The organism is Sphingomonas bacterium, assembly GCF_028289855.1.
GTDB lineage: Bacteria > Pseudomonadota > Alphaproteobacteria > Sphingomonadales > Sphingomonadaceae > Sphingomonas.
Map to the genome: position 1 here is coordinate 1 of NZ_JAQGKZ010000074.1, position 13,988 is coordinate 13,988.

Genomic DNA, 13,988 nt, shown 5'->3' on the forward strand with positions numbered 1-13,988 from the left:
CTTCGCGTTGATCGACGGCGTTGGCCCGGTGGTGGTCGAGGCGCTGGGCGATTTCTTCCACGAGCCGCACAACCAGCAGGTCTGGGACGATCTGCTCGCCCAAGTCTCGCCCGCGCCATTCGTCGTCGAAACGCGCGAGTCGCGCGTCAGCGGCAAGACCATCGTCTTCACCGGCAGCCTCGAGACGCTGAGCAGCGACGAGGCCAAGGCGCAGGCCGAAGCGCTCGGCGCGCGCGTCGCGGGATCGGTGTCGGCCAAGACCGATCTGGTGGTCGCCGGGCCGGGCGCCGGATCGAAGCTGAAAAAGGCCGCGGAACTTGAAATCGAGGTCATCGACGAAGCTGGCTGGGCCGCCATCGTCGCGGCTGCGGGCTAACCCGACAGTGATGCTTTTTTGCAACGCAACATGATGATTCCGAAGCTGTCCACAGCCCCGGCTTGCACTGTCATCTAAGCGACATATTGTGCCGTCATTGGCGCGGGGAAGGTGTGCGGATTCGGCGCATCGAGCGAACGGCGCTCAAAGGGGAATACCATGCGAACTCAATTGCTTATCGGCGCGGCAGTGGCTGCGATCATGCTCCCGGGCGCAGCTTACGCTCAGTCGAGCGGATCGACCGACTTCGACAATACCGACATCATCATCACATCGACGAAGGCGCAGGGTGTCGGCGGCGTCCAGATTCCCGACAGCAGCAAGGCGAAGGGCGTCCTGACGCAGGAGTTCATTTCGCGCCAGACCCCGGGCAACTCGATCCTCGATACGATCAACTCGCTGCCGGGCGTCAGCTTCCAGAACAACGATCCGTTCGGTTCGGCCGGCGGCACGCTGACGATTCGCGGCTTCGACGCGTCGCGCATCGGCCTGACGTTCGACGGCGTTCCGCTCAACGACACCGGCAACTACGCGCTCTATTCTAACCAGCAGCTCGACCCCGAGCTGATCCAGCAGGTCAACGTCAGCTACGGCTCGACCGACGTCGACAGCCCGACCGCCGCGGCGTCGGGTTCGACCGTCAACTATACGACGATCGTCCCGACCGATAAGTTCGGCGTGCGCCTGCAGGGCTCGGTCGGCGACTATAATTTCTTCCGCGTGTTCGGCCTGCTCAATACCGGCACGTTCACGCCGTGGGGCACCAAAGCGTGGATTTCGGCGAGCAACGCCAACAACGACGTCGTGTTCAACAACTTCGGCAAGATCCGCAAGTCGCAGTACAACGCCCGCATCTATCAGCCGATCGGGTCGAACGGCGACTTCATCTCGCTGGCGGGCAACTACAACGTCAACCGCAACAACTTCTTCGGCTCGGCGCCGCTGCGTCTCGACAGCAACGTGTTCTCGCAGACCGGCACCGGCACCGGGCCGGCCGCCGGCACGGTAAACAATCCTATTCTGAATACGGGTGCGGTGCGCGTGGCGGGTACCGGTACGCCGAACCGTTTCCCGCTCGGCCGCGACGAGCTGCCCTATCCGATCGCGCGTTGCCTGACGACGGCGGGCGTGAACGGCACTGCTCAGACGCCCGGCACGGTCAGCGCAGCCGGCGCGTCGAACAACGGCCTTGCCTGCGGGAGCAGCTTCGACGAGCGCTACAACCCGTCGAACACCGGCAGCATCCGCTTCGGGTCACGCTTTACGCTGGCGAAGGGTCTCGTGTTCACCGCCGACGCCAGCTTCCAGTACGTCAAGGCGAATGGCGGCGGCACCGTGACGGGCCGTGAAACCGTTGGCTACACGCAGACCGCGAACGCGACGCGCGGTGCGATCACCACGCCGCTCTATGGCTTCGTCGGCGGCACGTATTTCTTTGGCCGCGACCTGAACGGTGACGGTGACACGCTCGACCAGGTCACCCTGCTCGCGCCGAGCCAGACGGTCACGCACCGCTACGGCCTCATCACCTCGTTGCGCTACGATATCGACAGCAACAACACGCTGCGTATCGCCTATTCGCACGATTACGGTCGCCATCGGCAGACCGGCGAGGTCAACCAACTGGCGCCGGATGGTTATCCGACCGACGTGTTCCCGATCAACAATCCGCTACGCGACACGAACGGCTTCGTCGTCGAGAAGCGCGATCGCCTGTCGTTCGCGATCCTCGACCAGGTGGCCGGCGAATATCGCGGCACGTTCGGCAATTTGACCGCCAGCATCGGCGTGCGTGCGCCGTTCTTCGTTCGCAAGCTGAACAACTTCTGCTTCACGACCAGCGCGAGCGGTTTCCTCGATTGCTTCGGTCGCGGCAACGCGGCGGCGAACGCCACCTACGCGACGGCCAACCCTTACACGTATACTCCGGCGTCGGGCAGCACGGCGGCGAGCGTTATCGGTTTCGCGCCACCGCAATCTCGGACGTATCGCTACAACCGCGTGCTGCCGAACGTGGGCTTCACCTACAAGTTCGGTGGCGGTGCCACGGCGTACATCAACTATTCGAAGGGCCTGCAGGTCCCGGGTACCGACAATCTGTACAACGCCTTCTTCTACCCGGTCGGGTCGCCGCAGGCGAAGCCGGTGCCGGAAACCTCGGACAATTTCGATGCCGGTTTCCGTTACACGACCAGCAAGATCCAGGCGTTCGTGGGTCCGTGGTACACCCGGTTCACCAACCGTCTGGCCAGCTCGTTCGATCCGGACACGCAGACCACCTTCTACCGCAACCTGGGTCGGGTCGATAAGTACGGCATCGACGGCAGCCTGTCGTACAAGCCGATCCCCGAAGTCGTGGCCTATATCTACGGCTCGTACATGAAGTCGGAGATCAAGAATAACATCGTGCTCGGCAATTGCACGGTCGCGACGACGAGCAATTGTTCGACCGTCGGGGCACCGGTCTATGCGTTTACGGCCGGCAAGCGCGAATCGGGCGCACCGGTCTATACGTTCGGTGCACGTCTGCAGGGCACGTTCGGCCCGGTCGCCTTGGCGATCCAGGCCAAGCGCACCGGTCCGCGCTACCTGAACGATCAGAACGTGCCGAACCTGCAGTGCACCGCGGCGGTCGTGAACCAGATCTGCCCGACCGCGGCGGCCACCACGCCGACGACGTTTACGGGTAATACGCCGACCGGCGGTTACCTCGGTACGCGCGGGTTCGAATACCAGGTGTATGGGGCCAAGACGCCGGCCTATACTACGGTCGATCTCGACATGCGCGTGAGCCTGGAATGGGCGGGTCTCAACAAGACCACCTACTTCCAATTCAACGTGCAGAACGTGTTCAACGAATTCTACGTCGGTGGTTTCTCGGGTGGTTCGACCAGCCAGTATACCTCGCCGCTGTTCACGCAGATCGGCAGCCCGCGGGCATTCATCGGGACGCTCAACGTTCAGTTCTGATCGATCTCGACGCGTAAGAAATCGGCCGCCGCCCCACCCGGGACGGCGGCCTTTTTCTTGGTTCGCCGGAACGAAATAGCGTCGCTCTTTCATTCCCGGCCGCAAACCCGGCCAGCATCGCGTGAGCGATGACCGGCGATGCGGCCCTTCGACTGCCTGCGAGGCAGGCGCTCAGGACATGCTTCGCCGCGTCGCCCTCCGCTACAACCGCAGCGTCAGGTCGGCGTGGAACGTGCGCTGCGGGAACGGGTGAAACAGGAAATAGCGGTCGTTGGTGACGTTATCGACGCCGATCCCGAGCGTGTATTTCTTCCCCACCGCGAATTGCGCGCGCAGATCGACGACCAGGAATTTGTAGAACCCCTGATAGGTGTTGCCGACCACATCGCTGTTGTCGAGCGTCCCGTAAAGGCGGCTCGAATAGCGTCCCGCCGCGGTCAGCGCGACGCCATCCACCGGACGCCAGGTCGCGACTGCGGTCGCCTTCCAGCGCGGCACGGTGGGGATCAGTTTGCCCACCGACGCCGGCAGCGCCGCGTTGGCGCGCGTGGTCGCGTCAGCATAGGTGACGCTGCCCGACAGGTCGAACCGCGGGATCAGGTCGTTGCGCACCACCGCCAGTTCGACGCCGCGCGCGCGGGTACGATCGACGTTCTGGACGAAGGTCGCCAGCGCCGGCCCGCCATTGAGCGGCCCGGTCTGCGAAATAAGCGCGTCGGTCACCACTTCGTTGAATAGTGACAGCCGGATCGATCCCCGCTTGCCGGTGCGTTCGATCGACACTTCGGTCGATCGCGCGCGTTCGGGGCGAAGGTCGGGGTTGGGCACCGCCGCAACCGGCGTCGTGACGATCTGGTAGAGTTCGCCGACGGTGGGAAAACGCCACGCCTGGCCGAACGCCAGCTGCGCTTTCCACCCCGCAGCTGGCTCCCACGCCAGCGCTGCCTTGGGCGAGAATTTCGCCGCCGATCGCTCGGGCTGGTTGACCGCAATCGCGGGGGACAGCGAGAAATTGACCCCGTCATAGGCGCGCCACCATTCGTAGCGCCCGCCCAAAGTCAGCGTGACCGATGGAAGGATTTTCCACGCATCCTGCACCCACAATGCCGCTGTACGGGTCTTGCCCAAAGATTGCAGGTTAAGCGCGCCCGCGCTGCCGGCGACCCAGTCGGTCGTTGTGAAGCGGTTGCTGGCGATCCTGAACCGGTCCCAATGCGCGCCGAAGCTCAATGCGCTGGGACCGGAGCGCCAAACCGCCTTGGCGTCGAGCGTGATCCAGCCGGTACCGTCGAGCCGCGTGATCGTCCCCGCACCGCCGGTCGCCGCCGCGGGCAAGGCGGTGGCCGCAATCCGCTGTTCGTCGCGATCGACGATGTAGCGTGTGCCGATGACCTGCCAGTCGAACGCCTTGCCCGACCCGCCAAGCGACAGCGCGTGCGACCAGTGGCGCTGATCGGTGCGGTACACACCGGCGCTCAGCGCGAGCGGCCAGTTGGGCGCGCCCGTCGCGATCGTCGTGAGATACGTCTGTGACGACGAATCGGTGCGATTGAGGAACAGCCCGCCGACATAGGTCAGCCGCAGCGACGACGTCAGATCGATCGCTGCCTTGAGCTTGAGCCGGTCCTGGCCCTGATCCTCTATCCCGGTCGCGCCGAGTACGCGGAGCGGTTGCCCCACGCGATTGACGTCGGCGGGTCCGCCTTCGGTACCGGCGGGTGCCGTGGTCGCGGTGGCGAACCCGAGCGGCTGGCCCCGGCTCTTCACATGGTCGTAACTGGCGAACAGCGCGAGCGGCCCGAACCGGTCGCCGACGGTGGCGCCGACCTGATACGCCGCAAAGGTGTCGTTGCGCCCGTACAAATCGGAGGTCTGGACGCTCGTGCCCGCGCTCAGCGTCGCTTCTAATGCGTCTGGCAAGCGCGTGGTGATATTGACCACCGCGCCGATCGAATTGCCCGGATAGGCGGCCGAGAACGGGCCATACAGCACGTCGATCCGCGCGATCTCCTGCGGCGACACCGCGCTCCAGCGGGGGCTGGCCGAGGTGTTGTTGTTGCCGATCAACGCCGACAGCAACGCGCCATCGGCGTAGATCAGACTGCGCGCGCTGGCGCCCAGCCCCGAGGTTCGCGTCGCGAGCGGCGCTTGCGTGTCGCCAATGTGACGTTTGCGGACGATCAGGCTGGGCAGATACTTGACCGTATCCTCGACGTTCATCGCGTTGACGGTGCGCGCGATTCGGTCGGCATCGACCGACGCTGCGGCATTGGGGGTATTCTCGATCGTCTGCTTCTGCCGCTGCGCGACGATCAATATGTCGTCCTTGCCCGGATCGGTGTCCGGGACGGAGTCGTCGGCAGCCCAGGCGGGCATGGCGGCGGTGCTCGCGAGCACGGCGAGCGAAGCGCGCAGCAGTGCGCGCGTGGAGATGGTCATGAAGGAATTTCCTTGCTCAAACACGATTGGCCGCGCGGACGCGGCAATGGTTCAGGCCAGGGTAGGAGGTCCGGTTGCGGGCGGCGGCGGTGCGGCGAGGCCACGGCCGGGGACGGTGGCCGCGGCCGGGCGGTCCGGTGCGACGGTAAAGGTACGCGCCGGCGCAAGGATTGCCGGCAAGGGCGGCGGCGCATCGGCGATGCCGACTCCGGCAAAGGCACAGGGATGGTCGCCAGCTTGTCCGTTGGCCGGCGCCTTACGATGCAGCTTACCGTCGAACGTCAGCACCATCACGTCGTCGGGCCCGTGGCCGTTGCACAGCGCAATCTCGATCCCGCCCGCCGCATTGGCGACCGGCATCCATCCCTCGGGCGCCAGGCCGCGCACAAGCAAGGCCCCGACCAGAAGCATCAGCCACGCAAAGCGATGGCGCGGCAGGGCGGACGAGCGGAACGGCATTGCGGCTTTCCCTAGTCGAGGCGCCGTGCCGAGGCCATCCCAAACCCCGCGCCTTTTCGCGCGGCGCTCAGCGGGTATAAGGGCGCCGCTCCATGCCCAACCTTCCCGTCCCCGCCGATCCGCCCGAAGCGGTTGCCACGCGCCGCTTCTGGCGCCCGGCGATCTTCTCGCGCCCGTTCTTCGAGGACAAGGGCAAGGCGTTCTGGCGGCTGCAGGCGGCGGGGTGGACCGGATATCTGCTGCTGCGCTCGGTCTCGGCGATCTCGAACAATCAACCGGCCTCGGCGCTGATCTCCGTGATCATCGAATCGATCATCGGCTATTGCATCACGCTGCTGCTCTCGACGCTGTACGGCTATTACCGACGGCTGCCGCGGATCAGCGGCGTCGTCATGACGATCGTCACGCTGGCCGGCGCGACCTTGCTCGGATCGGTGCTCAACGCTTTCTCGTTCAGTTTCATGAAGCTCGACAATCCCGGCATCAACCTGACGCTGGTGCTGGGTCAATTGTTCCTGATCTTCACCGTGCTGGCGGGCTGGTCGGCACTCTATTTCGGGATCAATTTCTACCTGATCGTCGAGGAGCAGAACGACCAGCTGGAGACGCTGGGCAACCAGGCGTCGACCGCGCAGCTGGCGATGTTGCGCTATCAGCTCAACCCGCACTTCCTGTTCAACACGCTCAATTCGATCTCGACGCTGGTGCTACTCAAGGAAACCGAGCGCGCCAATGCGATGCTGTCGCGGCTGGCCGATTTCCTACGTTTCACGCTGATCTACGAGCCCACCGCGCACGTCACGCTGGCGCAGGAAGTGCAGACGCTCAAACTCTATCTCGAGATCGAGAAGATGCGCTTCGAAAGCCGGTTGCGCCCGGTATTCGAGATCGATCCGCGCGCCGAACGCGCGCGATTGCCGTCGCTGCTGCTGCAACCGCTCGTCGAAAACGCGATCAAATACGCCGTTACGCCGAGCGAGGAGGGGGCGGAAATCGCGGTTTCGGCACGGCTCGTCGGCGAACGCGTGCGGATCGCCGTGTCCGACACCGGTCCCGGCTTGATCGAGAACAAGTTAGGTCCAAGCCTTTCAACCGGCGTGGGGCTCGCCAATATAAGAGACCGGCTGGTTCAGGCGTACGGGCCCGACCACCGATTCGACAGTCGATCGACGCCAGGGGGCGGCTTTGTCGTGGAGATCGAGATTCCGTACCAATTGGACGATCCGAATAGAGAGGCCGCATGACGATCAGAACGATTTTGGTGGATGACGAGACCTTGGCGATCCAGGGGCTCGAGCTTCGCCTGCAAGCGCATGACGATGTCGAGATCATCGACCGTTGCGCCAACGGCCGCGAGGCGATCCGCAGCATCAAGACCAACAAGCCCGACCTCGTCTTTCTCGACATCCAGATGCCGGGGTTCGACGGCTTTTCGGTGGTGCAGGGGCTGATGGAGGTCGAACCGCCGCTGTTCGTGTTCGTGACGGCCTATTCGGAGCATGCGTTGCGGGCGTTCGAGGCGCAGGCGGTCGATTATCTGGTCAAGCCGGTCGAGGAATCGCGCCTCGCCGATACGCTCGAACGCGTCCGCCAGCGGCTGAGCGAGAAACGCGGCGCCGAGGAAGTCGAGAAATACAGGGAAGCGCTCGCCGAGGTTTCGCCCGAAGCGGCCGAGGAGATTTCCGACGGCGGCGGCGATCATTCGTCGAACCGCTTCGAAAAACTCATCAACATCAAGGATCGCGGCAAGATTTTCCGCGTCGATGTCGACACGATCGAGGTGGTCGAAGCGGCCGGCGATTACATGTGCATCAAGACCGGCGACAACACGCTGATCCTGCGCCAGACGATGAAGGACCTCGAGAAGCGCCTCGACCCGCGCCGGTTTCAGCGCGTTCACCGCTCGACGATCGTCAACCTCGACCTCGTGCGTCAGGTCAAGCCGCACACCAATGGCGAGTGCTTCCTGGTGCTCGATTCGGGCGGGCAGGTGAAGGTCAGCCGGAGTTATCGCGACGTGGTGGCGCGGTTCGTTCACTAAACGCCGGGGAGGGCGCGATGAGCAGCAACTACGAAACCTTCGCCGCGCTGCATGTCCCCGGCGACCCGCTGATCATCTATAATTGCTGGGATCCCGGCAGCGCCGTCGCGATCGCCAAGGCCGGCGCGAAGGCGATTGCGACGGGGAGCCACGGCGCCGCCGAATCGCTCGGATTTCATGATGGCGAAGAACTCCCGCTCGACCTCGCGCTCGACAATGCGCGGCGGATCATGGGCGTCGTCGACCTGCCCGTGTCGATCGATTTCGAAAGTGGCTACGCGTCCGATCCCGAGGGCGTCGCTGCGAACCATGCCAAGCTCGCCGCGACTGGCGCGGTCGGATGCAATTTCGAGGATTCGGTAATCGGCGGCGAGGGGGTTTACGGCCTCGCGCAGCAGGCCGACCGCGTCGCGGCGGCGCGCAAGGGCGCGGGCGATGCCTTTTACATCAACGCGCGGGTCGATCTGTATTTGCGCACGCCCAAGGATCGCCACGACGCGTCGCTGGTCGACCAGACCGTCGAGCGCGCGCAGGCCTATATGGCGGCGGGCGCGAGCGGCATCTTCGTTCCCGGCCTGCGCGACGTCGCGGCGATCGCCGATATCGTCAAGCGCACCGGCGCGCGGATTAACATAATCCCGGGCGCGACTCAGCTTGCCCGTGAATTCGCCGACGCTGGCGTGGCGCGGGTCAGCTACGGCGGCGGGCCATGGTTCGCGGCGATGGCGTGGCTGGAGGAGCAAGCGCGCCCGGCGATCAACTGGCGCTAGGGCAAGGTGATGGGCAAGCGCAGCGGCGTAGCCGACCACGAGGCTGACTTGGCGAAGCTGAGTTGGGCGAATTGGACGCCGAAATAGGTCGCTGTCGGATGCGTCTTTCAATCGCCGCGAATACTCGTCAGCGAAAAGACTTCTAAAGCCGCATCCATCGGCTCGAGCGATTTAGAGCCCGTCGGATCGACAACTAGTCGAGCGGCCTGCGATCCTCGTCGGTCACGCCGAGGTCGGTCGCGGTGAACAACGTATGCAGCGTGATCCCGCGCTCGGCCAGCATCTCGCTCGCGCCCTGCTCGCGGTCGAGGATGACGATCGCGTCGGTCATCACGCCCCCCGCTTCGGCGATCTGGTCGGCCGCCTTCAGGATCGACCCGCCGCTCGTCGCGACATCGTCGATCAGCACGACGCGCTTACCCGCCAGCGTCTCGCCGCCAGTATCGTCGAGCCCTTCGACCATCAGCGACGTGCCATGAGCCTTCGCCGCTTTCCGTACGAACACCGCGCCGATCGGGCGCCCGGCGTCCCAGCTCGCCGCGGCGATCCCGCCGAGCAACGGCACCGCGCCCATCTCCAGCCCGGCGACGTAATCCGCCTGCAGCCCGTCGAGCACCGACAGCAGCCCGCGCGCGCATTGCGCTGCGCCTTCGGGGGTCATCATCGTCGCCTTCATGTTGAAATAGATCCGGCTGCGCTTGCCCGACACGAGCAGGAATTCGCCCCGCTTGAAGGTGCGGGCGGCGAGCAAAGCGCGCAGCGCCTCGCGGTCGTACGATCCGGTCATGGCGGCTCTTTCGGTCAGCGCCGCCGGAGCGTCAACCGCGCTACGACGGATTATATTTGGTCAGGAACGCTTCGAGTTCCTGCAGGAATTGCAGCCGGTCGGCCTCGCGCGTGAAATGATGGTCGCCCAGCGGCTGTTCGACGTAGCGATAGACGGCCTTCACCGCCTTCAGCCGCTCGACCATCTCGCGCGATTGCCTGACCGGCACGGTCTGGTCGGCCTTGCCGTGCATGATCAGGATCGGGGTCGAGAAGTCGCTCGCATAGTTGATCGGCGAGACCGCTTTCAGGTCGGGCGCCTGGAGCCGCAGATAATCCTTGGATCGTCCGCCGTTGAGGAACGACGAATCGTACCGCACCATCGCGGTCATGTCCGACACGCCAGCATAGGAGACCGCGCAGCGATACACCCCCTTGTCGCGTTGCGCCGCGCGGAACGCGGCATAGCCGCCATACGACGCGCCGACGATGCACACGCGTGCCGGGTCGACGATGCCCTGCTTCGCCGCCCAGCCGACCGCGTCGGTCAGGTCGTCCTGCATCTTGAGGCCCCATTGCCCTTCGCCGAGCTTGCCGAACTTGGTGCCGAACCCCGACGATCCGCGATAATTGGGCTGGAGCACGGCATAGCCGCGGCTGGCCAGGAACTGAACCCACCAGTCCCATTCCTCGTCGTCGCGCGCGAACGGGCCGCCGTGCGGCATCAGGATCAGCGGCAGGCTCTTGGCCTCGCGTCCCATGGGCAAGGTAAGCACGCCCGACATTTCGGTCCCATCGCGCGCGGTATACGTGATCGTCTTGACCGCAGCGTAGCGCTTCAGACCCAGATCGGCGTTCTGTGTGGCGAACAGCGACATGCGCCCATCGGCGGGGCGATAGATGTAATAGCCGCCCGGGCTGTCCGCCGCGCCGACATGGACGATCAGCACCGACAGATCCTTGCTCCACGACACGATATCGGGCCAGCGGTCGCCGATCGCCTTGTCGAGCTCGTCCTGGACCTGCGCGAGCTTCGGGTCGGTCCATTTGGTCCGCGACCGCGTGTCGGTATAGGTATAGCCGAGCAATCCAGTGCCCGCCGGGTCGGTGATCGCGCCGCCGATATCATAGCCCGGCGACCCGAACATCCTGGCGCCGACCTTCATCGCGTCGAGGTCGAAATCATAGACCGCGTCGTATCCGTCGGTGTCGTCGATCGCGATCGCCTTGCCCGATTGCGGCAGGATCAGCGCGGGGAGCGTCGCGAGCGAATCGCCCTTGCGCGCCCGCGCGATGGTGCGGAACGACGAATTCGCGTCGCCGCGATACAGCGCGCGATAGGACCGGCTCGAATCGTCATATGCGATGCCGAGCCGGACCACGCCCGCGGTGTCGGCATACCAGTCCATCACGCCCGCCGACGGCCCCTGTACGCGCACGCTCTTGCCGGTCGATACGTCCCAGTCGCGGATTTCGGGCCAGAAAGCGACATTGTCAGAATAGATCGAACCCTGTGCGGCGATCAGCACATGCGGCCGGCCGTCGCGCGCGACCCACAGGACATCGTCGGCGTTCTGCCCGGTGTCGGGGGTCGCCAGCGCGTTGATCTTGGCGCCATCGGCGCTGACCCCGAACGTGCGGCGCACGTACCAGCTATCGCCCTCGACCGGCTGCGTGTTGCCCGCGGTGACGACCAGCCATTGGTCATTGACCCACGACCAGCTGTTGAGCTCGAAATTGCCGGGATCGATCAGCGCGGTCTTGCTCATGTCGCCGATCGTGATGATCGCGAGCCGCGATTTGCCCTGAACCGCGACGCGGGTCGCGACGCGGGTGCCGTCGGGCGACAGTTTCGGGCCTTCGAGGAAGGGCAGTTTCGCAAACGCCGTTATCGGCGGGGGAGCGGTGCGCGCCGCGGCCGGCTTCGCGTCCTGCGCGGCGGCGGTGATGGCAATCGGCAACAGCGCGACGACGACCGCCGCAATAAGGCTACGCATGAACAGACCCCCCGTTACGCATCAACCTAGCGCGAGGGACGGACGAAGCAAGCACCCAACGGAGGCTTTATGCCCCAAAGGCAATGCGATAGGCCGAACGGCGGATTGGCTCAGGCCGGATTGAAGCGGGTCAGGAACTTGGTCACTTCCTGCATCAGCTGGACGCGATCGGCCTCGCGCAGCAGATTGTGCGTGTTGAGCGGCTGTTCGAGATAGAAGAAGTCCTTGCCTTCGACTTTGCCAACCCTCTTGAACCGGGCGACCAGATCACGTGCCTGCGATGGCGGGACGCGAACGTCTTTCGCGCCCTGCACGATCAGGATCGGTATAGTGTATTTTTCCGGGTGCAGGCCGGGCGACGCATCGACCAAATCGCCGCTGGCGGTGCCCATACCCATCTTCGCGCCATAGCGGCCAAGATAGCCCTTGTCGTATCGCATCATGGCCGGGAGATCGTGGACGCCGGCGCCCGAGATCGCGCAGCGATATTTGTCGCCGTCGCGCTCCGCCGCGCGGCTGGCGGCGTAACCGCCGTACGACCAGCCGAACATGCACACGCGCTTGGGATCGACAATGCCCTGGCCGGCGAGCCACGGGATCGCGTCATTCAAATCGTCCTGCATGCGATAGCCCCACGCTTTTTCGGACGCTTTTTCCCAATCGCTGCCGTAACCGGTCGAGCCGCGATAATTGGGCTGGATCACGACATAGCCCAGCTCGGCAAGCGATTGCGCCCAGCCATAGGCATCCCAATCCATATCGTCGCGCGCCCATGGGCCACCATGCGGCAGCACGACGAGCGGCAGGTTATTTTCCCCGGCGCGGTGTCTCGGCATCGTCAGGATCGCCTCGATCGACTTGCCGTCGGACGCCGGATAGCGGACCGCCGACACCGGGTTGAGCATCGCGTTCTTCAGCGTTTCGTTGCCATAGGCGAAATGCCCGATGCCGCCTGATTTGGTGTCGAACACGTACCACGCTTCGGCTTGACCGGGCTTGGCGACGCGGAACAGGATCGTCTCGCGTGCGGCATCGGCGGTGGCGATCAGCACGTTGCCCTTGCCGTACGATTCCTCGAGGACCTGCTGGATTTCCTTCATCCGCGCATCGAAATAGGCCCAGTGCGTGCGGTCGCTGGTATAGACGACGCCGAGCAGCGCGCTGCGATCCGACGTCAGCGCGGCATCGTCCACGTCGTAGCCGGGCGTACCGAACACCTTCTTTCCCAGCTTCATGGTCGTCAAATCATATTCGAACAGTGCGCGATAGCCGTCTTGGCGGCCAAAGGCATAGGCTTTCGTCCCCCCCGACAAAAACAGCGACGGCATGGAGATATCGGCATACCGGTCGGGGATGCCGTCATAGATTTTCTTGACCAGCTTATCGGCACTGGGCCGGTAAAACACCTGGACGCGGCCGGTATCGGCGTCGCCCGACGTGCCGAGCCGCACGACACCGTCCGAATCGGCCGTCCAGCTGGTCACACCCGAATTCTGCGCCTTGACCTTGACGTATTTGCCGGTGTCGAGATCGATATCGATCACCTCCGGATTCCGGATCATTTCGGTGTCCGATGTCCGCGCATAGCGCGGATCGTACGGAACGCGCTGCAACAGCATGTGCGGCCTGCCCGACACCGACGACCACAGTTCGCGGGTCGGGCCAAACGCCACATCCCAACCCATCGGGACGATGGTTTTGGTCGCGCTATTGTACGCCGCGTAGCGGATGTTATCGAACCAGTCGCCGTAGAAATTGTCGCGGGACGAGAACGCGATCACCAGATGATCGGAATCGGCCCAATGGTATCCGACAATCTGGCGAGCGCCCTGTTTATTGGTCGCTGCCTCTTCATTGCGCGCGACGATAACCGTTTTGCCATCGGCCGGATGGACGGGGACGATCGCCAGCATCTGCCCGCCATTCGCGCGAATGCGCGTCGCGACCCACTTGCCGTCGGGGCTGAGCCGCGGCTGGCTGATCATCGGGAATTGAGCGAAAATCTCGATCGGAACTGGCTTGCTCGCCCAATCGGAAGCAGCGGGCTGTTCCGCCTCTCCTCCCCCTGCGGTCGCCAGAAGCGTTGCGCCGGCCAGCGCCATCAACCAAAACCGTAACGTCATCGTCCGCCCCCAAACGGTTATCTGACCAGTCTATCGCGGGCGGCGGTC

At 64.5% G+C, this 13,988-nt stretch carries 10 protein-coding genes; 5 read left to right on the plus strand and 5 right to left on the minus strand.

The features are described 5' to 3' along the window. Both JWM94_RS08335 and JWM94_RS08340 read left to right on the plus strand, forming a co-directional pair. Positions 1-376, plus strand: a 376-nt coding sequence (locus JWM94_RS08335; RefSeq protein WP_367185873.1) for a BRCT domain-containing protein, incomplete at its 5' end; no start/stop codon positions are given. Between the two features lie 159 nt (positions 377-535). Further along, a complete protein-coding gene (locus JWM94_RS08340) occupies positions 536-3,346 on the plus strand; it encodes a TonB-dependent receptor (RefSeq protein WP_299424886.1) in 2,811 nt (936 codons plus the stop codon). Positions 3,347-3,547: 201 nt separating this feature from the next. Here JWM94_RS08340 and JWM94_RS08345 read toward each other — a convergent pair whose 3' ends face one another. Both JWM94_RS08345 and JWM94_RS08350 read right to left on the minus strand, forming a co-directional pair. Further along, positions 3,548-5,785, minus strand: coding sequence for a TonB-dependent receptor (locus tag JWM94_RS08345; protein ID WP_299424889.1), 2,238 nt, complete (start codon positions 5,783-5,785; stop codon positions 3,548-3,550). A gap of 51 nt (positions 5,786-5,836) precedes the next feature. After that, a complete protein-coding gene (locus tag JWM94_RS08350; protein ID WP_299424892.1) occupies positions 5,837-6,244 on the minus strand; it encodes a hypothetical protein in 408 nt (135 codons plus the stop codon). Positions 6,245-6,336: 92 nt separating this feature from the next. Here JWM94_RS08350 and JWM94_RS08355 point away from each other — a divergent pair, with 92 nt between their 5' ends. The 3 genes from JWM94_RS08355 to JWM94_RS08365 are packed head-to-tail and all read left to right on the plus strand — an operon-like array spanning position 6,337 to position 9,055. Further along, positions 6,337-7,488 carry a sensor histidine kinase gene (locus JWM94_RS08355; protein ID WP_299424895.1) on the plus strand — a complete coding sequence of 384 codons (1,152 nt, stop codon included), beginning with the start codon at positions 6,337-6,339 and terminating at the stop codon, positions 7,486-7,488. Further along, entirely contained in the window at positions 7,485-8,285 is an 801-nt protein-coding gene (locus tag JWM94_RS08360) for a LytTR family DNA-binding domain-containing protein (protein ID WP_299424898.1), read from the plus strand. Before JWM94_RS08355 ends, JWM94_RS08360 begins: the two co-directional genes overlap by 4 nt. A gap of 17 nt (positions 8,286-8,302) precedes the next feature. Next, entirely contained in the window at positions 8,303-9,055 is a 753-nt protein-coding gene (locus JWM94_RS08365; RefSeq protein WP_299424901.1) for an isocitrate lyase/phosphoenolpyruvate mutase family protein, read from the plus strand. A 193-nt stretch (positions 9,056-9,248) separates the two neighbouring features. Here JWM94_RS08365 and pyrE read toward each other — a convergent pair whose 3' ends face one another. From pyrE to JWM94_RS08380, 3 genes are all read right to left on the minus strand, one after another. After that, the gene (gene pyrE / locus JWM94_RS08370; protein ID WP_299424904.1) at positions 9,249-9,842 is read right to left on the minus strand and encodes an orotate phosphoribosyltransferase; all 594 of its coding nucleotides are present in this window, start codon (positions 9,840-9,842) and stop codon (positions 9,249-9,251) included. A 40-nt stretch (positions 9,843-9,882) separates the two neighbouring features. Then, positions 9,883-11,817, minus strand: coding sequence for a prolyl oligopeptidase family serine peptidase (locus tag JWM94_RS08375; RefSeq protein ID WP_299424907.1), 1,935 nt, complete (start codon positions 11,815-11,817; stop codon positions 9,883-9,885). Positions 11,818-11,927: 110 nt separating this feature from the next. Continuing rightward, positions 11,928-13,940, minus strand: coding sequence for an alpha/beta fold hydrolase (locus tag JWM94_RS08380; protein ID WP_299424910.1), 2,013 nt, complete (start codon positions 13,938-13,940; stop codon positions 11,928-11,930). Positions 13,941-13,988 lie beyond the last annotated feature (48 nt).